This window comes from Lacinutrix chionoecetis, assembly GCF_053604665.1.
In genome coordinates this window covers 24,454-48,094 of record NZ_JBSHNQ010000071.1, presented here as the reverse complement: position 1 = coordinate 48,094, position 23,641 = coordinate 24,454, and the positions used below count along the sequence as shown (strand labels likewise).

The 23,641-nt window shown below is 33.9% G+C and carries 29 protein-coding genes; 22 read left to right on the top strand and 7 right to left on the bottom strand.

Annotation, left to right across the window (positions count from 1 at the left end; all coding sequences use genetic code 11):
* Positions 1-7: 7 nt before the first annotated feature.
* A complete protein-coding gene (locus ACVC43_RS05720) occupies positions 8-562 on the bottom strand; it encodes a TlpA disulfide reductase family protein (protein WP_452223614.1) in 555 nt (184 codons plus the stop codon).
* 251 nt (positions 563-813) lie between these two features.
* Here ACVC43_RS05720 and ACVC43_RS05715 point away from each other — a divergent pair, with 251 nt between their 5' ends.
* The 15 genes from ACVC43_RS05715 (at position 814) to ACVC43_RS05645 (ending at position 12,020) form a co-directional block, all read left to right on the top strand.
* Positions 814-2,211 (top strand): anthranilate synthase component I family protein, encoded by a 1,398-nt coding sequence (locus ACVC43_RS05715; RefSeq protein WP_452223613.1) that lies wholly within the window; start codon positions 814-816, stop codon positions 2,209-2,211.
* Positions 2,212-2,252: 41 nt separating this feature from the next.
* Complete coding sequence (locus ACVC43_RS05710; RefSeq protein WP_452223764.1) at positions 2,253-2,819, top strand: anthranilate synthase component II; 567 nt, start codon at positions 2,253-2,255, stop codon at positions 2,817-2,819.
* 319 nt (positions 2,820-3,138) lie between these two features.
* Positions 3,139-4,131 carry an anthranilate phosphoribosyltransferase gene (gene trpD / locus ACVC43_RS05705; protein ID WP_452223612.1) on the top strand — a complete coding sequence of 331 codons (993 nt, stop codon included), beginning with the start codon at positions 3,139-3,141 and terminating at the stop codon, positions 4,129-4,131.
* A 292-nt stretch (positions 4,132-4,423) separates the two neighbouring features.
* Entirely contained in the window at positions 4,424-5,230 is an 807-nt protein-coding gene (gene trpC / locus ACVC43_RS05700) for an indole-3-glycerol phosphate synthase TrpC (protein WP_452223611.1), read from the top strand.
* A gap of 135 nt (positions 5,231-5,365) precedes the next feature.
* Positions 5,366-6,001: a phosphoribosylanthranilate isomerase gene (locus ACVC43_RS05695; protein WP_452223610.1), complete on the top strand. Its 636-nt coding sequence runs from the start codon at positions 5,366-5,368 to the stop codon at positions 5,999-6,001.
* 10 nt (positions 6,002-6,011) lie between these two features.
* A complete protein-coding gene (gene trpB / locus ACVC43_RS05690; RefSeq protein ID WP_452223609.1) occupies positions 6,012-7,193 on the top strand; it encodes a tryptophan synthase subunit beta in 1,182 nt (393 codons plus the stop codon).
* A gap of 263 nt (positions 7,194-7,456) precedes the next feature.
* Positions 7,457-8,221, top strand: coding sequence for a tryptophan synthase subunit alpha (gene trpA / locus ACVC43_RS05685; protein WP_452223608.1), 765 nt, complete (start codon positions 7,457-7,459; stop codon positions 8,219-8,221).
* A gap of 43 nt (positions 8,222-8,264) precedes the next feature.
* Positions 8,265-8,681: a DUF805 domain-containing protein gene (locus tag ACVC43_RS05680; RefSeq protein ID WP_452223607.1), complete on the top strand. Its 417-nt coding sequence runs from the start codon at positions 8,265-8,267 to the stop codon at positions 8,679-8,681.
* Positions 8,682-8,775: 94 nt separating this feature from the next.
* Positions 8,776-8,919 carry a hypothetical protein gene (locus ACVC43_RS05675; protein WP_452223606.1) on the top strand — a complete coding sequence of 48 codons (144 nt, stop codon included), beginning with the start codon at positions 8,776-8,778 and terminating at the stop codon, positions 8,917-8,919.
* Positions 8,920-9,010: 91 nt separating this feature from the next.
* Positions 9,011-9,235, top strand: a complete 225-nt coding sequence (locus ACVC43_RS05670) for a hypothetical protein (protein WP_452223605.1) — start codon at positions 9,011-9,013, stop codon at positions 9,233-9,235.
* Positions 9,225-9,677 (top strand): tRNA (cytidine(34)-2'-O)-methyltransferase, encoded by a 453-nt coding sequence (locus ACVC43_RS05665; protein WP_452223604.1) that lies wholly within the window; start codon positions 9,225-9,227, stop codon positions 9,675-9,677. The genes ACVC43_RS05670 and ACVC43_RS05665 overlap by 11 nt, the downstream gene beginning before the upstream one ends.
* Entirely contained in the window at positions 9,674-10,342 is a 669-nt protein-coding gene (locus ACVC43_RS05660; RefSeq protein WP_452223603.1) for a DNA alkylation repair protein, read from the top strand. Before ACVC43_RS05665 ends, ACVC43_RS05660 begins: the two co-directional genes overlap by 4 nt.
* 73 nt (positions 10,343-10,415) lie before the next feature.
* The gene (locus ACVC43_RS05655) at positions 10,416-10,829 is read left to right on the top strand and encodes a hypothetical protein (protein WP_452223602.1); all 414 of its coding nucleotides are present in this window, start codon (positions 10,416-10,418) and stop codon (positions 10,827-10,829) included.
* Between the two features lie 98 nt (positions 10,830-10,927).
* Entirely contained in the window at positions 10,928-11,590 is a 663-nt protein-coding gene (locus ACVC43_RS05650; protein WP_452223601.1) for a hypothetical protein, read from the top strand.
* Between the two features lie 121 nt (positions 11,591-11,711).
* A complete protein-coding gene (locus ACVC43_RS05645; protein ID WP_452223600.1) occupies positions 11,712-12,020 on the top strand; it encodes an EF-hand domain-containing protein in 309 nt (102 codons plus the stop codon).
* A gap of 48 nt (positions 12,021-12,068) precedes the next feature.
* Here the strand turns inward: ACVC43_RS05645 and ACVC43_RS05640 are convergent, their stop codons facing one another.
* The 3 genes from ACVC43_RS05640 to ACVC43_RS05630 form a co-directional block, all read right to left on the bottom strand.
* The gene (locus ACVC43_RS05640) at positions 12,069-12,296 is read right to left on the bottom strand and encodes a VF530 family protein (RefSeq protein ID WP_452223599.1); all 228 of its coding nucleotides are present in this window, start codon (positions 12,294-12,296) and stop codon (positions 12,069-12,071) included.
* 149 nt (positions 12,297-12,445) lie between these two features.
* The gene (locus tag ACVC43_RS05635) at positions 12,446-12,655 is read right to left on the bottom strand and encodes a DUF6500 family protein (protein ID WP_452223598.1); all 210 of its coding nucleotides are present in this window, start codon (positions 12,653-12,655) and stop codon (positions 12,446-12,448) included.
* 1 nt (position 12,656) lies between these two features.
* Positions 12,657-13,973 carry a DEAD/DEAH box helicase gene (locus ACVC43_RS05630; RefSeq protein WP_452223597.1) on the bottom strand — a complete coding sequence of 439 codons (1,317 nt, stop codon included), beginning with the start codon at positions 13,971-13,973 and terminating at the stop codon, positions 12,657-12,659.
* 178 nt (positions 13,974-14,151) lie between these two features.
* Here ACVC43_RS05630 and tssD point away from each other — a divergent pair, with 178 nt between their 5' ends.
* From tssD to ACVC43_RS05595, 7 genes are all read left to right on the top strand, one after another.
* Positions 14,152-14,841, top strand: coding sequence for a type VI secretion system tube protein TssD (gene tssD, locus ACVC43_RS05625; RefSeq protein WP_452223596.1), 690 nt, complete (start codon positions 14,152-14,154; stop codon positions 14,839-14,841).
* Positions 14,842-14,847: 6 nt separating this feature from the next.
* Positions 14,848-16,467 carry a hypothetical protein gene (locus tag ACVC43_RS05620; protein ID WP_452223595.1) on the top strand — a complete coding sequence of 540 codons (1,620 nt, stop codon included), beginning with the start codon at positions 14,848-14,850 and terminating at the stop codon, positions 16,465-16,467.
* A gap of 1 nt (position 16,468) precedes the next feature.
* Positions 16,469-16,747, top strand: a complete 279-nt coding sequence (locus ACVC43_RS05615) for a hypothetical protein (RefSeq protein WP_452223594.1) — start codon at positions 16,469-16,471, stop codon at positions 16,745-16,747.
* A gap of 32 nt (positions 16,748-16,779) precedes the next feature.
* Complete coding sequence (locus ACVC43_RS05610) at positions 16,780-17,370, top strand: hypothetical protein (RefSeq protein WP_452223593.1); 591 nt, start codon at positions 16,780-16,782, stop codon at positions 17,368-17,370.
* Positions 17,371-17,623: 253 nt separating this feature from the next.
* On the top strand, positions 17,624-17,944 hold the full coding sequence (locus ACVC43_RS05605) for a helix-turn-helix domain-containing protein (protein WP_452223592.1): 321 nt from the start codon (positions 17,624-17,626) through the stop codon (positions 17,942-17,944).
* A gap of 3 nt (positions 17,945-17,947) precedes the next feature.
* The gene (locus ACVC43_RS05600) at positions 17,948-18,985 is read left to right on the top strand and encodes a DNA cytosine methyltransferase (protein ID WP_452223591.1); all 1,038 of its coding nucleotides are present in this window, start codon (positions 17,948-17,950) and stop codon (positions 18,983-18,985) included.
* Positions 18,982-19,818, top strand: a complete 837-nt coding sequence (locus ACVC43_RS05595) for an NgoPII family restriction endonuclease (RefSeq protein WP_452223590.1) — start codon at positions 18,982-18,984, stop codon at positions 19,816-19,818. Before ACVC43_RS05600 ends, ACVC43_RS05595 begins: the two co-directional genes overlap by 4 nt.
* 340 nt (positions 19,819-20,158) lie before the next feature.
* On the opposite strand, the gene ACVC43_RS05590 is transcribed toward ACVC43_RS05595, so the two are convergent.
* The 3 genes from ACVC43_RS05590 to ACVC43_RS05580 form a co-directional block, all read right to left on the bottom strand.
* The gene (locus ACVC43_RS05590) at positions 20,159-20,842 is read right to left on the bottom strand and encodes an SDR family NAD(P)-dependent oxidoreductase (protein WP_452223589.1); all 684 of its coding nucleotides are present in this window, start codon (positions 20,840-20,842) and stop codon (positions 20,159-20,161) included.
* On the bottom strand, positions 20,835-21,833 hold the full coding sequence (locus ACVC43_RS05585; RefSeq protein ID WP_452223588.1) for a M28 family metallopeptidase: 999 nt from the start codon (positions 21,831-21,833) through the stop codon (positions 20,835-20,837). The genes ACVC43_RS05590 and ACVC43_RS05585 overlap by 8 nt, the downstream gene beginning before the upstream one ends.
* Before the next feature lie 107 nt (positions 21,834-21,940).
* Positions 21,941-23,641, bottom strand: coding sequence for a pyruvate dehydrogenase complex dihydrolipoamide acetyltransferase (locus tag ACVC43_RS05580; protein ID WP_452223587.1), 1,701 nt, complete (start codon positions 23,639-23,641; stop codon positions 21,941-21,943).

Sequence of the window (23,641 nt, the reverse complement as noted above, 5' to 3'; positions counted from 1 at the left end):
TGTTTTATTAATTTAAAAATTTATTTACTTCTGCTTTTAATTCCTGTAAGTTAAACGACTTTTCGTAAAAGCTTCGTTTATTTTTATTGTATATTACTGTTGCTGGTATTGCTCCTGTCCAGTCTTCGCTTACTTTAGGCACCCAAGAATTGGCGTCTACATCGTTTAAAACTACAATCTTAGATTTTAAATTTTTATCTTTTATAAAAGGTTTTAATTTCGTTTCATATTGTTTAGGGAAATCTAAACTTACCAAAATTACCTTCACATTTTTAGATTGATATTCTTGATTTAGGGTTTCAAAATACGGTAATTCTTTTACGCAAGGCGCACACCATGTTGCCCAAAAATTGACAACATACACATTATCGTCTTGTTTATTTAATAATGGCTCGAGACCTTCAAAATCGTAAACTTCAAGTTCAATCGCTTTGTTATTTATTGATTCTTCCTCTTGCGTAACTATAGCATGTGAGTTAGCATCTTCTTCTTTATTAGCTACTTCTCTTTCTTGTTTACAGGCTATAAATAAGACAACCAATATTAAAACATATCTTTTCATTAGATAAAAATAAACAGACAAATCTATCTATTTCACTTTTTAACAAATAATTACGTTAAAATTAATTTGTTAATAGCGATTTCCTTTATATATTTGAGTTTTCAAAATTTAATTATGAACGCAACTTTAAATAATTCTTGGTGGTGGAATTCTCGAAACTATAACTTCGTGAACTAATCCTATAAGTATTATTTAATTAACTATACAAAAAGGCTTGTCTCACGACAAGCCTTTTCATTTTAACCAACATTATGAAGACGTTTAGCCTTTACACACATTATAAAAAAATACTTGCTGATACTATTACTCCTGTAAGTATTTATTTAAAAATACGCGATAAATTTCCTAATAGCATTTTGTTAGAAAGTAGCGACTACCATGCTAATGACAATAGTTTTTCGTACATCTGTTTTAATCCCATAGCCTCTATAAAAGTTTCTGGAAATACTATTGAACAAACTTTTCCAGATGGTAGTATATTAAGAAACCGCACGAAAGATGTGCCTAAAATGATTCATAAATTTACTAAGCGTTTTAAAGTAAATTCTGAAAAAGATTTTAAGTTTATAAACAATGGTATTTTTGGCTACACCACTTACGATGCTGTCAAGTATTTTGAAGATATTGAAATTTCTAAAAAACCAAATTCTATAGACATACCAGAAATTTATTACGCTGTTTATCAAAATATAATTGCTATTAATCATTTTAAAAATGAAGCTTATGTTTTTGCACATTGTCATGATGCAGAAAACAATATAGAAGAGATTTTAAATATTATTAAATCGCGGAATTTTGCATCATATGCTTTTTCAACAGATTCTAATATTCAATCTAATTTAACAGATGAGGAGTACAAAGCTCACGTAGAGTTAGCAAAAAAACATTGCGCGCGAGGCGATGTGTTTCAACTGGTGCTTTCAAAAAAATTCTCTCAAAAATTTAAAGGCGACGAATTTAACGTCTATCGAGCCTTACGCAGCATAAACCCATCACCTTATTTATTTTATTTCGATTATGGCGATTTTAAAATTTTTGGAAGTTCGCCAGAAGCTCAATTGGTTGTTAATAATGGCACTGCAGAAATACATCCCATTGCAGGAACTTTTAAACGAACAGGAAATGATGAGAAAGATACCGAATTAGCAAAACAATTAGCTAGCGATGAAAAAGAGAATGCAGAACATGTGATGTTAGTCGATCTTGCAAGAAACGATTTAAGCAGGCATGGTAGTCAAGTAAAAGTAGAAACCTACAGAGAAGCACAATTTTTCTCGCACGTTATCCATTTAGTTAGTAAGGTTACTGGAAAAGTACACGAGGGCACGCCTACTATGCAGGTTGTTGCAGATACATTTCCTGCAGGAACTTTAAGTGGTGCTCCAAAATACAAGGCTATGGAGCTTATAGAAAAATACGAAAAAACAAGTAGAGCTTTCTATGGTGGCGCTATTGGTTTTATGGATTTTAATGGCAACTATAATCACGCCATCATGATTAGAACTTTTCTAAGTAAAAACCATCAACTCCATTGGCAAGCTGGAGCAGGTTTGGTTTCAAAATCCAAACCAGAGGACGAGCTACAGGAAGTATATAATAAATTAGGTGCGTTAACTAAAGCTATTGAATTAGCACAATACATAAGTTAAAAGCAAATCATCCACTTAAAAAGTGAAAGAATAATAAATAAATTATGAAGGTTTTAGTAATAGACAATTACGATAGTTTTACATACAACTTAGTCCACTATTTAGAAGACTTGGGTTGCGAAGTAACCGTAAAACGAAACGATAAATTAACATTAAATGAAGTGGACGCGTATAACAAAATAATACTGTCTCCTGGACCAGGAATTCCAGACGAAGCTGGCTTACTTAAAGCCATTATTAAACAGTACGCGCCAACTAAAAGCATTCTTGGTGTATGTTTGGGGCAGCAGGCAATCGCAGAAGTTTTTGGAGGAAAAATTATAAATTTAGACACCGTTTTTCATGGTGTGGCTACCAAAGTTAAAGTAACCGTTAATAACGAAACACTCTTTAACAACATGGATAAAACTATTGAGGTTGGGCGTTACCATTCTTGGGTAGTAGATGCAAATTTACCCGAAGAATTAGAGGCTACCTCAATAGATGATAATGGACAAATTATGTCTTTAAGACACAAAGTTTACGATGTAAAAGGTGTGCAATACCATCCAGAAAGTGTGCTTACGCCACACGGAAAACAGATTTTAGAGAATTGGATTAAGGATTAGTGTTCAGTGTTCAGTAAACAGTATTTACTAATTTGAATAAGAGTAAAGAAATTAATAAACAAGAAAATAAAAAGTCAAGTCCTAAATTCCGACTAAGTCGGAAAACATCAATCTGCAGAAATAATGAGCGAAAAAACGTAACTGCGAAGCGTAGCTTCAAGCATGAAGTTTTGGTAGCGAATGATCCGTAGGAATTTCCTCAGATTGATTGTGATTTTTTGGTTCGTTTTGCATCAAGGCAAAATGAACAGAAAGAAAGCCAGATTACCGCTCTGTCTGCCGACAGGCAGGTTCGCGGAAATAAAAAACAAGTTTTACAATGAAACAAATACTAAACAGATTAATTAATCACGAAAATATAAGTAGCGAAGAGGCTAAAAAAGTATTGGTAAATATTTCCGAAGGACAATATAACCAAAGTCAAATTGCTTCATTTCTTACTATTTTTATGATGCGAAGCATTACGCTCTCAGAACTTCAAGGTTTTCGCGATGCACTTTTAGAATTATGCATACCTGTGGATTTATCGAATTTTAACGCCATAGACCTGTGTGGTACAGGAGGTGATGGTAAAGACACATTTAATATTTCAACGTTATCCTCATTTGTTACCGCTGGAGCAGGCGTTAAAGTTGCTAAACATGGTAATTATGGTGTTTCGTCGGCTTCAGGTTCATCTAATGTTATGGAAGCCCTGGGTGTGAAATTTACAAACGACATAGACAAATTAAAAACTGCAATAGATCAGGCAGGAATTTGCGTTATGCATGCACCACTATTTCACCCAGCCATGAAAAACGTTGCACCAATTAGAAAAGAGCTTGGCGTAAAAACATTTTTTAATATGCTCGGTCCCTTAGTAAATCCGGCATTTCCAAAAAATCAAATGGTTGGTGTTTTTAGTTTAGAGTTACAACGATTGTATGGTTACCTTTATCAGAATACCGATAAAAATTACAGCATTATTCACGCTTTAGATGGTTATGACGAAATTTCTCTTACCGGAGAAACAAAAATTATTTCTAATCTGTCTGAAAACATTTTACAACCTTCAGATTTAAATATCGACAAAATAGAGCAATCTCAAATTTCTGGTGGCACAACAGTAAAAGAAGCAGCAAGAATTTTTAAAAAGATAATTAGCAACAAAGGTACCGAAGCTCAAAACAACGTGGTTTGTGCTAATGCAGGATTAGCTATAGCTACAGTAGAAGGTATTTCGCATACCGAAGGATTTAACCGTGCAAAAGATAGTCTTGAAAGCGGAAAAGCGAAAGCTTGTTTAGAAAAATTAATAGAATTGAGTAGATAGAAAGTAAGCATTATTTAGTCGCAGTTAGCAGTACCAACTCATAAAGAAAAAGATTAATAAAGTCGGAAAACATCAAAATTCAGAAATAATGAATGAAGGAATGAGGATGCAAAGCGCAGCTTTAAGTACGAAATTCCGAAAATGAATGATGCTTTAGCAATTTCCTTATTTTGATCGTGATTTCCTGTCTGCCGACAGGCAGATTTGGTTTTGTATTTAATTTAAAAGGTCTACAAGACCTTTTAAATTAAATAGTGCATCAAGGCAAAATGAACATTAATAAAAAATAAATATGAATATTTTAGATAAAATAACTAAAGACAAACGCATCGAAGTAAACCTTCGAAAGCAACTTATACCTACTAAGCAGTTAGAGCAATCTATATTATTTGAGCGTAAAACCATTTCACTTGCTCAAAAATTAAAAAACAGCACAACAGGTATCATTGCAGAACACAAACGTCGATCACCATCTAAACAAGTTATAAATCATGATTTAAACATGTTCGATGTTGCAATTGGATACGAAGATGCTGGCGTTTCCGGCATGTCGGTTTTAACAGATGGTAAATATTTTGGTGGCTCTTTAGACGATTTATTGACAGCGCGAGCAAGCTGTAATTTACCTTTACTACGTAAAGAATTTATAATTGACCAATACCAAATATTAGAAGCCAAAGCTTATGGTGCAGATGTCATTTTATTAATCGCAGCCATACTCTCTAAAGATGAAATCAAGCAATTTTCAGAATTTGCAAAAAGCTTACATTTAGATGTGCTTTTAGAAGTTCATAACGAAAAAGAATTAAATAAATCAATAATGCCAAGTTTAGATATGCTTGGTGTAAACAATAGAAATTTAAAAACGTTCGAAGTCAGTTTACAAACCAGTAAAGCATTAAGCCAATTAATACCTAACGATTTTGTAAAAGTTTCAGAGAGTGGGATTAGTAGTGTTGAAGCTATAAAAGAATTACAACCTTATGGTTATAAGGGTTTTTTAATAGGTGAAAATTTTATGAAAACTGAAAACGCCGGAGAAAGCGCAAAGCAATTTATAAAAGCATTAAATAACGACGTCACTTCGAGTGATTTTTGAAGCATGAAAAAAATCGTATCGAGAAGGCTCTAAAAACTTTTAAATCGATTAAAAAAATTACTCGAACAGAAATAAACAAAACATAAAAAACATTAACTAAAATAGATTCCTGCATCCACAGGAACGCCAAAGACTATGAAACTAAAAATATGCGGAATGAAAAATGAAAACAACATCTTAGATGTTGCAGACCTTAATCCAGATTATATGGGTTTTATTTTCTACGAAAAATCGCCACGCTATTTCAATAACACTATTCCGGAACTCCCTGAAAGCATTAAAAAAATAGGCGTTTTTGTTAATGCAACTTTCGATTATATAAGAGGTAAAGTTGAAAAACACAACTTGCTAGGCGTGCAATTACATGGCGATGAGTCACCAGAACTTTGCGCACAATTAAAAGCACTCGACATCATCGTAATTAAAGTATTTTCTATAAAAAATCAGTTCGATTTTAAAGTTTTAGAGCCTTTCGAAGCGCATTGTGATTACTATTTATTCGATACCAAAGGCAAAGAACCAGGTGGTAATGGTTACACCTTTAACTGGAACGTTTTAAAAAAATACCCATCTATAAAACCCTATTTTTTAAGTGGTGGTATTGGTCCAAAAGAAATAGACTCATTACTCCTGTTTTTAAAAAGACCCGAATCAGAATTTTGCTGTACGCTAGACCTAAATAGTAAATTCGAAACAGCTGCAGGTTTAAAAGACACCACTAAATTAAAAGCATTCAAGCAAAAATTAGTAGCAACTAATTACATACGATAGAATAAAAATTATGAAATATAATATTAGCGACAACGGTTATTATGGCGAATTTGGAGGCGCTTACATTCCAGAAATGCTATATCCTAATGTAGAAGAGTTACGCCTAAACTACTTAAAAGTAATGGCAGAACCATCGTTTAAAAAAGAATTTGACCAATTATTAAAAGATTATGTTGGCAGACCTTCTCCTCTGTATTTTGCCAAGCGCCTTAGTGAAAAGTATAAGACTAAAATCTACTTAAAAAGAGAAGATTTAAATCATACAGGAGCACATAAAGTAAATAATACCATCGGACAAATTTTAATGGCACAACGTTTAGGCAAAAAACGGATTATTGCCGAAACTGGCGCTGGACAGCATGGTGTTGCTACAGCTACCGTTTGTGCGCTTATGGGTATGGAATGTATTGTTTATATGGGAGAAATAGATATTGCGCGCCAAGCACCAAATGTGGCACGAATGAAGATGTTAGGCGCAACAGTCGTACCAGCAACTTCTGGCAGTAAAACGCTTAAAGATGCCACAAACGAAGCCATAAGAGATTGGATTAATAATCCGGTAAACACACATTATATTATAGGTAGTGTTGTTGGTCCGCATCCTTATCCAGATATGGTGGCACGTTTTCAGGCCATAGTTTCAGAAGAAATACAATGGCAATTACAAGAAAAAGAAGGTAAAACAACACCAGATTACGTTATTGCTTGTGTTGGTGGTGGTAGTAATGCTGCTGGCGCCTATTATCATTATTTAGAAAATACCAATGTTAATCTTATTGCTGTAGAAGCCGCTGGAAAAGGTGTGCATTCTGGAGAAAGTGCAGCAACATCGGCATTGGGAAAAGAAGGCATTATTCATGGTAGTAAAACCTTATTAATGCAAACTAACGACGGACAAATTACCGAGCCCTACTCTATTTCGGCAGGATTAGATTATCCTGGAGTTGGCCCAATGCATGCCCATTTATATAAAACTGGGCGTGCCGAATTCATATCGATTACAGATGACCAAGCCATGGAAGCTGGGTTAGAACTATGCAAGCTGGAAGGCATTATTCCTGCCATAGAAAGTGCACATGCCTTTGCTGTTTTAAATGAGAAAACATTTAAAAAGGATGATATCGTGGTAATAAATTTATCAGGTCGTGGTGATAAAGATTTAAGTAACTATATAAAATATTTCAATTTATAGAATTATGGCGTTACTTTTTACTCATACCTACAAGGTTTCAAAAACCTTGCAGGATCGCAAAAAGTCAGGCTTTCAAGGCTCGCTCTCTGCGAGGAGCTCAAACAAACCTTTCAATCCTTAACGCAGTGAGCTGTTAGCTGTTAGCAGTTAGCAGTTAGCAGTTAGCAGTTAGAAAAAATGAAAAATAATTTAAGCTAACAAAAACATAATAAAGAGATTAAAAAGTATAATTAATAAGATTCCCACTTCCGTGGGAAATGAATATGAATAGAATAAACCAAAAACTAAACGAAGACAAAAAACTACTGTCAATATACTTTACGGCAGGCTATCCAAAACTAAACGATACCGTTTCAATAATCGAAAACCTTGAAAAAAGTGGTGTGGACATGATTGAAATAGGACTTCCCTTTAGCGATCCATTAGCCGATGGGCCAACCATACAAGCCAGTTCAACCGAAGCGTTAAAAAACGGCATGACAACCCAAGTGCTTTTTAACCAACTAAAGGACATTAGAAAAACAGTTTCTATTCCATTAATAATTATGGGATATTTTAATCCTATGCTTCAATATGGTGTGGAAGCATTTTGTAAAAAATGCCAGGAAATAGGAATTGACGGATTAATTATTCCTGATCTTCCTGTCGCAGTTTATAATGAACAATACAAAGCAACATTCGAAAAACATGGGCTTATTAATGTGTTTTTAATCACACCACAAACAAGTGTGGAGCGTATAGAATTTATAGATTCCATTTCTAATGGGTTTATATATATGGTAAGCAGTGCAAGTGTTACTGGCAATAGTTCTGGTTTTGGTGAGCAACAAACCAGCTACTTTAAACGCATCGCAGATATGACATTAAAAAATCAGCAAATTGTAGGATTCGGGATTTCTAATAATGAGACTTTTACTCAGGCTACCAAACATGCTAAAGGCGCTATTATTGGTTCGGCATTTATAAAACATCTAACAAAAAACGGAACATCTAAAATTGATAATTTTATAAAATCAATATTAAATTAAATTTATATATTGCCTTTTTTTAACAAACTAACACCCTAAATTTATGGAATGGTATTTAAAAGTCGTAAGAGATAATTACGCAAATTTTGAAGGAAGAGCAAGACGCCAAGAATATTGGATGTTTACACTTATTAATGTTTTAATAATTATTGCGTTAGCAATAGTTTCTGGAATATTGGTTGGCGTAACAGAAGAACCTGCGTTTATGATTATTTACGCGTTGTATGCACTTGCAGTTTTAATTCCGGGTCTTGCGGTTTCGGTAAGACGCTTGCACGATCAGGGAAAAAGTGGTTGGTATTATTTGGTATCACTAATTCCGTTTGTTGGAGGCATCTGGCTTCTTGTTTTAATGGCTACCGAAGGAGACTATGGTCCTAATGAATATGGTCCAGACCCTAAAAAACCTATTGAACCAACCCCTATTTCAGAAAGAAAGAACACGCATATTATTAGTTAGTTTTAACGTTTTATCAACAAAACCTTATGATAATATTAATAGAGAAATAATAAGTATTTATTAACTTAGTTATGAACCTAAAAATATAGAAATCATGGGAATTACTGAAGATAAAAGAAAATTTAAAACAACTAAAACACAAACAAATCCTACAAATCCTACGGGAAAAACGGATATAGAAACTAATAAATTTGATATCGATAAATCGACAATCAAAGACCAACAAAAAAAGAAATAATTTAAAGTTAACATATTAAATTATTATTTTGTAAAGCCTAAACTTAATACTAAGTTTGGGCTTTATTTTTATGCACAAAAACCATTAAAGGTTGAACTTTTTAAACGACTATCGTATTGTTTTACTGCTTTGCTTAACCATTGGCTTAGCTCCTTTTTTTCCCGAACCACATCTATGGGGAAAACTTAAATGGCTTTTAGGAGGCGCAAAAGGTATGCTGTTGAAAGATTGGTTAGATGTTTTGCTACACGGCTTGCCTTGGTTGTTACTCATTCGATTTTTACTTTTAAAACTATATAAAAAAAATGCCGCTTAACATTGTACTATTCGAACCCGAAATCCCTAACAATACAGGAAACATTGGCAGATTGGCTTTAGCCTCTGGCGCTAATTTACATTTAGTAAAACCGTTTGGTTTTGAAATTACAGACACTAGATTAAAGCGTGCAGGACTTGATTATTGGCAGCATATCAATTTAATATATTACGATAGTATTGACGATTTCTTCATAAAAAATAAAGATAAAACAATGGTATTTCTTTCAAGCCATGCCACAGAAGAACATTGGGATATTGAATTTAAAGACGACATGTATTTAATCTTTGGCAAAGAATCTGTAGGTCTGCCTAAGGCTATAACTAAAAAGTTTGCCAATGTATTATTTAAAATTCCTTTATATAGCGACCATATTCGCAGCCTGAATTTAGCTAATGCAGTAAGTATTGTTGTTTATGAAGGTTTAAGACAACTAAAATGAACGATTTAATAAATACTTTAGAAATAGAGTTTGCTAATAATTCTAACCCAGATATAGCATTACAGCAAGAAGCCTACATGCGTAATCAATTTAAAACCTTTGGCATAAAAACCGAAGATAGGAGAACCATTCAAAAACCCTTTTTAGCTAAAGAATTTCTACCTTTAAAAAGCGAACTTAAGCCGCTTGTAAAAATACTTTGGCGCAAACCGCAACGCGAATATCAATACTTTGCGCAGGAGCTCTTATTTAAATATTTAAAACAAACCGAAAAAGAAGATATTCCTTTATTCGAATTTATGGTCACACACAAATCCTGGTGGGACACTGTAGATTTTATTGCTGTAAAATTAATGGGGAACTATTTTAAGGTCTATCCTGAATTACGCCAAACATATATCGATAAATGGCTGGCTTCAGAAAACATCTGGCTGCAACGTTCGGCCTTATTGTTTCAACTAAAATATAAAAAAGCATTAGACGCCAACTTAATGGCTTATACTATTTCACATTTATTAGGCTCGAAAGAATTTTTTATTAACAAAGCCATTGGCTGGGTTTTAAGAGAATACAGTCGCACAAATCCAGAATGGGTTTTAGATTTTGTCGATGCTACCACATTAAGTAATTTAAGTAGAAAAGAAGCATTACGACTCATTAAATAATTTATGCGGTTCATTAATATGGCAAATACCTCGATTTTTGTTATTTTTAACATGTAAAGCAAAATCAACATCTATGAAAAAATTAGCATTAATATTTCTATTACTTCCATTATTTTCCTTTAATGTTATACAAACCGAATCCCTTTTTGTAGGCAAATGGAAAGGTGAGGACAAAGGTGACATAGGCGTAATAACCTTAGAAGCCGATAGCTATGCCACTTTTGAAATTAATGATGAAGTTTTTGGAGGACCCGAATTTGAAATGGATGGAAAACGGATGAAGATGACTTACGCTGTTAACACAAAAACAACACCTATACAATTAGATTTTATTATGACCAAAATGGACAGTGATGAGAGCAGAACCATGAAAGGTATTGTGAAATTTGAAGATGAAAACACCATGCGTCTGGCAATTGATTTTAGTGAAAACAGAGCCACAACATTTACAGAAGATAACTCCATATTGCTATTTAGATCTAAATAAAAAATAGCATTTATTTCAAGCTGTAATTTATGCTTTTTTTAACCAAAATCTCGTGGTAAAATGCTCAATTTGTGGTACATTTTAATAAACTTATAAAAATGAAATACCACATTATAATAAACAGTGTTAAAACTGTTGAAGAACTACAAAACGCCTGGAATAAAGCAGATTATGTACAATTATTGGACAAATTTGGTTTTGAAGATGCAGGAGATGCTTCAGAAAAAGAATTATTAGAATTATTATTTTTAGCCATCTCAGATTTTGAGCCCGAAGAAGCTGCTGCAATCATTTTAAATTACAAATTATCTGATGTTTTAAACGACAATCAAATAGAACAGATTTCTCATGAAATGCTTTTAGATAAAATTTCTGAAGAGTATGCAGATATTACATTGCACCATCAATTATACAACATCAATCAGCTGTTATACAGAGCTTATAATGGAACCTTCCCTAATGCAAAAGCCACGCTAGTTACCTTCGAAATCACACCAAATAAAGACGTTACCAAAGAGGTAGTATTAAAATGCTTGAACGCAACATTGGCAAAAAGCAATGTTATTAAAAGGTTGTTTGATGACGCCATAAATGGTAAAGAAGCATTTGATGAAGCCGAAAGCATTATCTGGGATTTAAAAGCTACTGGAGATGCATCTTACACGCTAACCACATCTGAATACTGGATGAGTCGCGATGAATTTACAGAAGCAGAATTTGATGTAAAAGTTATTGAATTTGAAGAAGAGGATGAAGACTAAGGATGACTTAATGTCCATAGATTTATGTGCTCAATAAATATTTTAAAAACTTAATTAAACTTTATTAATTTTTTGAAGTCTTATAGAAAAAATAAGCATTAACTATAAAAACAATATCATTATGAAATCTAAAACAATAAAAATTGGTCTTTTCGCATTAGCATTATGTTCTGTTACTTTTGTAACGGCTCAAGAAGAAAAACAAAAAAATCCTGAGAAAATGTTTGCAAAAATAGACGCTAATGAAGATGGTTCTATTTCTTTAGAAGAGTTTAAAGAAAAAAGAATGAAAGATGCCTCGAAAGCAGAACAAATTGAAAAGCGTTTTGCGAAAATGGATACTAATGAAGATGGTGTTTTAGACATGGCAGAATTTAAAGCTGGCATGAACAAGTCTAAAAAAGGTAAGAAAGCTAAAATGAAAAAATAAGCTTAATTAAAATAAAAAAATGTCTTAGAAAATTCTAAGACATTTTTTTTATTTATTATTTTTCTCCAAATACTCCAAATAAAAATTTTCAACTTTTGTGCGTGCCCAAGGTGTCCGTCGTAAAAATTTCAAGCTCGATTTAACCGAAGGATTATCTGTAAAACACTTTATTTTAATATTGTAACCCAAATATTCCCAACCGTAATGCGCATGTAAATCGGTTACGATTTTTTCTAACTTAATACCGTGAAGTGGATTGTTTGGTTGTGATTTCATACTGTCATTCCTGCGAAAGCAAGAATCTATTTTTGTTGTTTTTGATGCCGCATCAAGTGCGGCATGACAAATTAGTTTATTTTGTTGTTATATCTAGTGGTTCTCGATACAAAATGCTTTGCAAGTATTTCACTCGAACTGACATTATTTTATTTTACGAGGTTTTTTACTTTAACTGCCTTTTCAAAATGATCTAATTGATGTGTTTTAATCCACCACGTTGCAGCTTCCATTAATAATTCGGGATCATCATTTTTGTTTTTAAAAAAAGCATAAAATGAAAGACCAACAGTGTCGCCTTTCTCTTCGATTTTTTTGTTGCAAACTGCTAAGATTTTAGTTTTTAAACTTTCAGTCATTTTAATTTACTGAATTATTAGAGCGTCTGTTCTTATTGCGATTTTTATTTCGGTTTCTTCCTCCATTACCAGAGGTGCCGCCTTCTTTTGGGCGTCTGGAATTATTAGATTTAGAGTTTCTCGTGTTTTTATTAGAACGTTGTTGCCTGCCTTGACCTTGTTTTACTGGTGCGGTAGAGGCATTAGGATCGGGCTCGAAACCATCCATAACTTCAACCTTTAGCTTCTCACCTATTAATTTTTCAATATCACGTAAAAACGTAGTTTCGTCTGCACTTACTAAAGAGATTGCTTCACCTTTTGCTCCTGCTCTACCTGTTCTACCAATTCTATGTACGTAATCTTCAGAAATATTTGGAATTTCGAAATTAATAACGTGTGGCAATAACGGTATATCCAAACCACGAGCAGCAATATCTGTTGCTACCATAACACGAACTGTACCTTCTTTAAAACCTTTTAAAGCTTTAGTTCTGGCTCCCTGACTTTTATTACCATGTATTGCTGCAGCAGTTATGCCAGAGCTAATCATTTTTTTGGTTAATTTATTTGCACCGTGTTTGGTACGTGTAAAAACTAACACCTGATTCCAGTTTCCATCAGAAATAAGTTTAATTATCAAACCCGTTTTTAGGCCTTTAGCCACGCGATACACTTTCTGCGAAATAGCTTCTACTGTAGTATTTTCTGGAGTAGCTTCAACCTGAACTGGTTTATTAAGAATATTAAATGCGAGCTTTTTAATGTCCTTAGAAAAGGTTGCCGAGAACATTAAATTTTGTCTTTTATCAGGCATAATTTTCATAACGCGCTCGATATCGCGTAAAAAACCCATATCTAACATACGGTCTGCTTCGTCTAAGACAAAAATTTCCACATGTTTTAAAGACAGTAATCCTTGATTGTTTAAATCTAATAAACGTCCTGGTGTCGCCACTAAAATATCTAATCCGTTTCTAATATTAGCAACTTGTGGTTTTTGGTTTACACCACCAAAAATAACAGCACTACGTAAATTTAAAAACTCGCTATATTCCTTTACATTGGCATACACCTGTGCAGCCAATTCTCGTGTTGGTGTTAGTATTAAAGCACGAATTGGTCTGAAACGTTCTTGTTTTGTTTTGGATAGAATATGCAGCATGGGTAAAGTAAAACCTGCTGTTTTTCCTGTTCCTGTTTGTGCAGAGGCCAAAACATCGTACCCATCTAAAATGGGCGGAATGGCTTTTGCTTGTATAGGAGATGGTGTATTGTATCCTTTTTTACTAATTGCTTTTAGTAAAGGCTCAGATAAGCCTAATAATTGAAATGACATAAATAAAATGGTGAGATAAACACTATTTATTTAGGCTACCTCTTTAAATGAAAAGCAAAGGTAGTGCTATTTTAGGTTTTGGTAAATTAATTGGGAAATGTTTGTGTTTTAATGTATTTAAACCACAATTAAGAGACTTTTTTTTGTATTTTAGTTTCTCTATTTTAAAATTTAATCCATGAGTTTTTTAGCAAAACTGTTTATTAATGATGAAGTTAGAAACATCCTTAATGCAAAACAAGCGTATTCGCGCTTAACAGATGTTAACGGAAGACCAACTGCAAGACCGTATGGTCACAAGTTAGAGTTTGCTATAGAATCTACTACAGACGATAGCTTTTTTTACGAAAACATGTTTTCTCCCACAACCAAATGTCAGGGAGAAATTATATTCTATAAACGCGATGGTGTGAGTACTCTGTTTAAAATGGAATTTGCCAATGCGCAAATATTAAACTTATACGAGTCTTTTAATGCTAATGACAATTTACCTCTCCATTTAAATATAGCTATTGGTTGGGGAATTATGAAAACAAAAGGTGTTATCCATGAGGAGCCTTGGAACCCACACAATCCTTTTATTGCCATAAACCAGACTACTCGTGAAGAAGAGGAAAAAGAAGTAACAGGCTACTTTATTACAGACACAGATGGCGAAGAACTGGAACGTTATCAAGTTGGCGACACCATTGTACTTAACATTGAAACCGCAAATAGAATTGGTGATAATATGACGATTTATTTAGAGGATAAAACACATGACTTTAAATACAACGGACAACTATTACAAAACGATACCATAAGCGATTATTTAATTTCAAGCGATTCTGAAAAAATAGAATTAGAAGTAGTAGCACAACAAAACTAATACCTCATGGGAAAAAACACATTTAAAATAGCGTTCGAAGATGGCACAACAAAAACAGCCTCAATAGAAATTATTGTTCCCAAAGATGTTGTGATGTTTGTTGCCGGAACAACGGATCCTGTTAACACTACTGCAGCAAAACATCAGGCAAATAAGGACTATTGGAGAACTGATGTTAAAGATTTAAAAAACCTACATGCGAGCGTAAAAGAGTTAAAACCACAATTTCATGACCTTCATATTGAAGATCAATTCTTCAGCTGGTCTGGAGACAACAATAATGCCGATAGAACCGAAGGTGCCAACAGGTTGTTAGATTTGTTTTACAGGCTCTATCCTAACTGGAAAGACGACGATGTGTATTTTCATCTTATTGGGCATTCTCATGGCGGCAACGTCATTAATGAATTTACTAACGTTATTGCCAACGATGGTGGCTTTCCTAAAAAATGGAAAGTAAAATCCATAACCTATTTATCAACGCCCTTTTTTAAAGAGCAGCATCAATTAAACCACAAAAACTTACATCCAGAATGTAAGCTTATAAATGTGTATAATGAATACGATATTACGCAACGCTTTGTAGCCGATTTTTCTATGCGAAATTTGGAAACCATTCTAACCAGTATAGACGATAAAGGCTTTGAAAAAGCAAAAGAAACATTAAACAGCGTAAATTTTGAAACCTTAGACCACTTAAAAGGGTTTGTAGTTAATAACCACACCGAAGGTCCTGCGGTTTGGAACGAAACCATCACCTTATTACAAGGTTTTAACGAGTTAATAGAAGCGTTTAAAAACAGTGTTTCTTTTATAGGAAATAGTAGCATTACATCTCCAGAAAAATTAGAGCTTTTAAATATTTTAGAAGCACTAACAAATTGGTCTATTACACAAAGAGCCGTGTTTCAAGCTAACGCTCAGGGCAGAAACGGAGGTTATGGACGCAGTGAATATTTTGAAGATTTAGATTTGTTAACCGCTTTAACTTTATTAAACAGAATATTTGCCATAGAAGATGACGAGAAAGACAGTTATTTAATAAACTTATTAAACACTATTTTAACCGAAGAAAACACAGGCTTGATTGACATGATTGACGATACCTCGTGGACGCCTAAAAACCAGGTTAATGGTAAATTTGAAATTGTAGATATTAATATTACAGATTTAGACATTTACGATTCAAGAAACAAAAAGAATAATTTTGAGAAATTTGCAAAAGGCATAGAGGACAGTATCGCCAGAAACGACGAAAACTCTGTTAAGGAAGCACTTATTAGGCTTTTAAGTCAGTTTGTTTCGGCAGATGCATTAGACGATGTGAGAGATAAACTGTGGTGGTTTGGCTTTATTGTTTGGGGCGCAACAGATACGCAATTAAATATATTACACACGCGTTTAGGTGTCTATCAGGAATTGGTAGAAATATACAATGCCGATTTAATTGCCGAGTCTGATATGAATGATGATACCTTAGATATAAAACCTGGCAGCATACCTTATTTAGCCATGACAGCGCATAGCTTAAGCCATACAAAATTATTTGACGATAGCAAGCACAACGTAAAAGACGCTTTAATGTCGTCATTCTCATCTGGTAAAAACCCAGGATTTAAAGGATAATATGACCAAAAACAAGACCGTTCAGTTTTTACTGTGGAGTGTAATTATACTTATTATTTCGATTGTACTCGTTATATTATGGACAGATTGGCCAATTATTGGCTTAATGCTTGGTAGTGTTTTGGGTATTATTAATATTGTTATTTTTTATTTCATTAATAAAAAACTAAATGCTAAAGTAAAAGATAAGGTATTGGCATCCGTTTTAAAACTATTATCGATAGTAGCTGTGCATTACATTTTATTCTTTGGCTATTTATTACTTTTTAAGCCTAATTAGTAACATTAGTATTTAATTTACGCAACTACAGAATGAAACACCACCTGCTTTTAATAATATTTTTAACCACTTGTATTGGCTTTTCTCAATCTACAAGAGCCATTATAAAAGACTTTGATGGTGATAAAAAAATGGATACGGTTTCTATAGATAGCGATGCACGCAAATTAATCTGTGCATTATCCTCTAACAATTACAAACCCATTTCGAGTCTGGAAATTAAAAGTTTAAATTTTGGCAACACACTTGTAGAGACTAAAAACGGTTTCGAGTTTTGGAACGATTATGGACGTTCGGGTTGGATAAACGAATTTGAGTACAACACTGAAGAAAAAAAAATGCAACTCATTACCATGCGTCGTACAGATTATGATCGCGACAGGCATAAATTCGGTCCAGAAGTAAAGCATGGCAGCGGGAAATCCAGTGTTAATTTATTAACCAATACCTACATTGGTAATTTTTACGACGTGTCTAAAAATAAATTAAGAAAACTCCCAACCATTACCAAACCTATGGTTTTTACCAAAACCTTTTTGTATTGTTTTAGTGATGCTATAAATTTTGAGTTTGAAAAAAGATGCCTCGAACTCTATGAACAGGCTAAAAAAGAAACGCCTTAAACTACTATATAATTGTTGATTTTCTCAAAAAAATAGTCGAACTTCGAATTGAAACTAACGGATGATATAAAACATTTAAACGATTTCATATCATTGTAATCGTTCTCTACAAGCTTAAGCCAACGCTCGAAACAGCACTTTCATTTTTTCCAAACACATAATCCCTCGCTTAAAAAATAAAAGAGCTGTTTTTGCCAGCGCTCTTTGGAAATCCGAATAAAAAGTTTAATTTTGTCAAAAAATGACAAGTCTTATGAATACCACATTTGGAGAATACATCCGACTTTTACGAAATGAAAACGAATTGACTTTAACTCAACTGGCGGCCAAACTGAATTTGGACTCTGCTAATTTGAGTAAAATCGAAAACGGCAAACGAGATTTTGATGAAAAACGTTTACCAAAACTTGCGAAAATTTTTAAACTCAATCTTACAGAATTGCGGAATGAATATGTGACTGACCAAATTGGCAAACATATATACGAAACAAATTGCACAAAAAAACTTTTACAAGTTGCAGAGGAAAAAGCAGAATATCGCAGAACACTTAATAAATCACTTCAAACACAATAGAATATGAAAATAGTATCTTTTTTCGCAGGAGCTGGCGGACTTGATTTAGGATTCCAACAAGCTGGTTTCAATGTTATTTGGGCAAACGAATATGACAAAGAGATTTGGGAAACTTATGAAAAAAATCATCCAAATACGATACTTGACAAAAGAAGTATTGTAAATATTCCAGCAGATGAAGTTCCAGAATGTGATGGGATTATTGGCGGACCACCTTGTCAAAGTTGGAGTGAGGCTGGCGCAGCGAGAGGAATTAAAGATAAAAGAGGTCAATTGTTTTACGATTTTATCAGAATATTGGAAGCTAAACAACCGAAATTCTTTTTAGCAGAAAATGTTAGTGGGATGCTAATTTCAAAACATACAGAAGCTTTAGAGGGAATAAAAGAACTTTTCAGAAACGCAGGAATCGGATATGAACTTTCTTTTCAAATGCTAAACGCATCTGATTACAATGTTCCTCAAGACCGAAAAAGAGTGTTCTTCATAGGAATTAGAAAAGATTTGAATTTCAAATATCAATTTCCAACCGAAACCTTTCCAAAAATCCCATTAGAAAATGTAATTTCAGATTTGAAAGAAGGCGTTTTGCCTGCTTTAGAATTTAATAAGACAAATGGAGAGAATTGCGTAGTTCCTAATCACGAATATATGATTGGCAGTTTTTCTACAATATTTATGTCAAGAAACCGTGTAAGAAGTTGGGATGAACAATCATATACAATTCAAGCAGGTGGAAGACACGCACCTATTCATCCACAAGCACCTAAAATGAAATTCATTGAGCAAAATATTCGTGTTTTCGTTCCAGGAAAAGAACATTTATATAGACGATTGAGTGTTCGAGAATGTGCAAGAATACAAACTTTTCCAAACGATTTTATTTTTCATTATAAAAAGGTTGCAGCAGGTTATAAAATGATTGGAAATGCTGTCCCTGTTAATCTTGCTAAATTTTTAGCAAAAAGTATAAAATCACAGATTGAAACAAACGCCATCAAACAGAATAAGAAACAAAGAGAATTAGTTGAAACGATATGAGTAACATTTTAGAAGCTTTAGTAAATATAGTTGAGAACAAGGATTATGAAATCAAACAATATACGACTGGAAGTAATCGTGCCCAAAATATGGGAGAAGCTCTTGAACAATATATTCTGGATTCTTATTGTAATTCTTTTAAGATAATTGATGAAGATGAGCGATTAGAAGAACACCGAAAAGTTTTCTCATTTTTAGGCTCTAAAAGTAAAATGCCAGATGCTATAGTTAGAGGAGCAGAAGCGTTAGAAATTAAAAAATCTTCTCAATCTACAGTTCAACTCAATAGTTCAAGTCCTAAACACACTCTTAAATGCAGTAACAAAAGAATTGCTGCATCCGCAAGAATTTGTGAGGATAAGGAATGGATTGAAAGAGAGATGTTATACTGCTTTGGCTATATTCCAAGCAAGAAAAATTTATTAAAATCAATCTGGTTTGTTTATGGAAGAATTTTTTGTGACCTACAAGAAGTCTATGAAGTAACTGCAAACAAAATTGAAAGTAATTTGGAAGAACTTCAAGATGAAGATACAGAAACGAATGAATTAGGTCGAATTAACAATGTCGATAACTTAAAAATTACCTATTTGAGAATAAGAGGAATGTGGGTAATTAAGCATCCTCAAAAAGTATTTTCAAAGTTAGTTGAGAAATGGGGTAATAATGATTTTGAAGTAAAAGCACTTATTCCAAAAACAATTTTTGATGAATTTCCGCAATCCTCAAAAGATAAGTTGAATGCAAGCGAGCTGATTACTGAAGATATCAAATTGCCAGACCCAACAAATCGAGCTAAAACTTTAGATTGCGTTTTTATCTATTACAAGTAGTAAAATGCCAACGCTACGAGCCATACACTTTCACAGTCACGCCATCCAAGCTTCACCCAAACTGTAAAAGAGTATGGCTCTGCCAACGCCGAAAACCAATCTGAACGCAGAAAGCCAGTAGAGAACAAAGTATATAAAAAATAGGGCGATTTTGGCTTAAAAGGAAGGTATTTGTGTATTTGCAATGCCACCACATTTTTAATTATGTATTTTTATAACTGAAAAGTTAAAAAAGAAAAATTAAAAATGTGGCTTGTGACTCAACCGAATGGATAAAGCCTATTTTCTGCCCTACTTTTCATATACAAAACCGTTAATTCAAATTCAAAACCCCAAAAACCTAAGGCGTAGAATTAGAAACCTGCAACAATTTCCCATTATAGTATTTATGCCCATTTAAAGAAAAATCTGCAATGTATTGCGCCATTTTTAAGGCTGTTGTTGGTGCTTGGTAACCTGGGAAAGCTTCGGCTAACATTTCGGTTTGTACAGCGCCTAAAGCAAGTACATTAAAACTGATGCCTGTATCTTTATATTCTTCGGCTAACAACTCGGTTAATGTTATTACAGCGCCTTTACTGGAACTGTAAGCTGCTAATCCTGGAAACTTCATACTACCTTGTACGCCTCCCATAGAACTTATGGTAACGACATGGCTTTCTTTTTTCATAAATGGTAATACGCAACGCGTCATTTCGGCAACGCCAAATACATTGGTTTTATAGACCGTTTCAAAATCTTCAATAGATGTTTCGGCAAATGGTTTGTTTAATATAGCTCCTGCATTATTAATTAAAATATCGACCTGTTTCCACTCTTTAGCAACATAGTCTTCAACCTTTTTATAATCTTCTTTCTTACTTAAATCGAAAGAAAAAGACTCTATATTATCAAAATTAAGATTGCTTACTTTTTGTTCGTTACGCGATAATGCCAATACGTTATGACCTTGATTGGCAAATATATGTACCAACTCGAAACCAATTCCTCTGCTTGTTCCTGTAATAATAATGTTTTTACTCATGCATTTTAATGTCTTGTGTTGTAGCATTTGCTATTTGCTCTAAAACGGGTGCCAATTTGTTTAGCAAACCTGCCATAAAATTGTAATCTAACTTATCGACCTCATCGTCCACATGGTGATAAAAATCGAAGTTTGTTAAGTCGCAAGACGATACGGTGTGGCTTGGCACGTTAAAAACCTGATAAAACGCATAATTATCAGAGCGTTTAAAGAGTCCGTATTTTTTTGCCACATCTGAAGCGCCTATTAGTTTTTCGCCTGCATAGCTATTCATCTTGTCGGCTAAATTCGATAATTCATAACCCGTTATAAAAGCGTCGTAATCTCGGTCTGTAAATGGCACACCAATCATTTCAAGATTAATCATGGTGTAAAGATTTAGATTATTTTCTTTTAATCGTTCCGCTAAATGCTTAGAGCCTAATAATCCTTTTTCTTCGGCAGTAAATGTTGCAAAAATAACACTTCTTTTATTTGTTTTCTTTTCAGCAAAATATTTTGCCAATGCCAAAACACCACTTGTTCCTGCGGCATTATCGTTAGCACCATTAGCGATTGTATCCTCATCGTTACCTTGAGATACACCAATATGGTCGTAATGCGCACCAATAAGAATAAATTCATCCTTTAACTCCGGATCGTTACCTTCAAGATAACCAACTACGTTAAAAGCATCCAGATCACCAACCTTAAAATTATCACGATAGGTATCGAAATAAGGTTTTACACCGTAAGATTTAAACGCGCTTTCTATATAATTAGCGGCTTCGTTAATGCCTTCGCTTCCTGTATCTCTTCCTTTTAAATCATCGGAAGCTAAAAAGGAAACCATTTCTTTTACTTCTGTTGCAGTTACGAACTCAACAGTGTTAGGCGTGCTTTCGGTAACTTTAACTTCCTTGGTGTTTTCTGTCTTTGTTTCGGTTGTGGTTTTAGTAGAATCGCAGCCTATAAAAACAGCTAAAAGACTTAGTGTGGTAATTATTTTCATGTGTTGATTATTTGAGTTTAAAGATAAAAAAAACCTACTTCATTTACTTGAAATAGGTTTTTATATTTATGGATTCCGTATTAGTTACGGCATGACAGTAATACGACTTATACAAGCATGGTTACTGGATTTTCAATATACCCTTTTAAGGTTTGTAAAAATTGTGCTCCTGTTGCACCATCTACCGTTCTGTGATCGCAAGCCAATGTTAATTTCATAGTATTTCCAGGGACAATTTGTCCGTTTTTAACCACTGGTTTTTCAACTATGGTTCCAACAGATAGAATAGCTGAATTTGGCTGATTGATTATAGATGTAAAACTCTCTATACCAAACATACCTAAGTTAGAAATAGTAAATGTACTGCCTTCCATCTCATCTAAAGCCAACTTCTTATTTCTGGCTTTTCCAGCATATTCTTTTACAGCTGCTCCAATTTGCGGTAAACTTTGCTCGTTAGCAAATTTAACAACAGGTACTAATAATCCATCTTCTACAGCTACAGCCACACCAATATGTACATGGTTGTTTAATTTCATTTTATCATCGAACCACTGCGAGTTAACCTGTGGATGCTGACGTAAAGCTAAAGCACAGGCTTTAACAATCATATCGTTATAAGAAATTTTTACATCTGGAATCGAGTTGTATTGAGCCCTAAATGCTATGGCGTTTTCCATATCGAATTCCACATTTAAATAGTAATGCGGAGCATTGAATTTAGATTTCGCTAAGTTTTTGGCGATTGCCTTACGCATTTGCGAATTTGGAATTTCGTCGAAATCTTCCTGACCAGTTGGCACAAACTTGGCTGCAGAAGCAGAGGAAGCCTGTGAGCTTGTAAAGTTCTCGATATCGCGTTTTACAATACGTCCATTTTCACCAGTACCTTGCACCTGTTGTAATTGAATACCTTTCTCTTCGGCCATTTTTTTAGCTAAAGGAGAAACGAAAATTCTATTGGTGTCTGAACCTGATTTTGACGCAGCAGGTTGCACATCTTTTTTAGCCGTTTCCTTTTTTGGTTCTGCTTTAGGTTGCTCGGTTTTTTGCTCTTGCTTTGGTGCGTCTTCTTTTTTAGCTGAAGCGCCTCTATCGTTAAAATTTTTAGCAATAGAAGAAACATCTGTTCCTTCTGGTCCTAAAATAGCTAATAGAGCATCTACTTTTGCGGAATCTCCTTCTTCTAAACCTACATGTAATAAGGTTCCAGATTGAAAGGACTCGAATTCCATAGTGGCTTTATCGGTTTCAATTTCCGCCAATATATCGCCTTCTTCTACTTTATCACCAACTTTTTTTAACCAGGTCGCTACTGTTCCTTCTTCCATGGTATCACTTAAACGTGGCATGGTTACAACAGTTACGCCTTCTGGTAATTCTTCTGTTTTATTGGAATCGGTATTATCTTCAGAAGCTGTTTCAGTTTTACTGTCGTCTTCTTTTTTATCGTCTTTAGTAGCTTTAGATGACGTTTCTTCTTCTGAATCTTCGTCTTTATCTTCAGTCTCTTTTGTTTCCTTTTTATTGTCTTGGGAATCTCCGTTTAACAAATCTGAAATGTCTTCACCTTCTTCACCTATAATTGCCAAAAGCGTATCTACTTTTGCAGTTTCGCCTTCCTGAATACCAATATGAAGTAATGTGCCTTCGTTAAAAGACTCGAATTCCATAGTCGCTTTATCGGTTTCAATTTCCGCCAGAATATCACCTTCTTCAATTTTATCGCCAACTTTTTTAAGCCAAGATGCAACTGTGCCTTCTTCCATTGTGTCGCTTAAACGCGGCATGTTTATTACTTCTGCCAT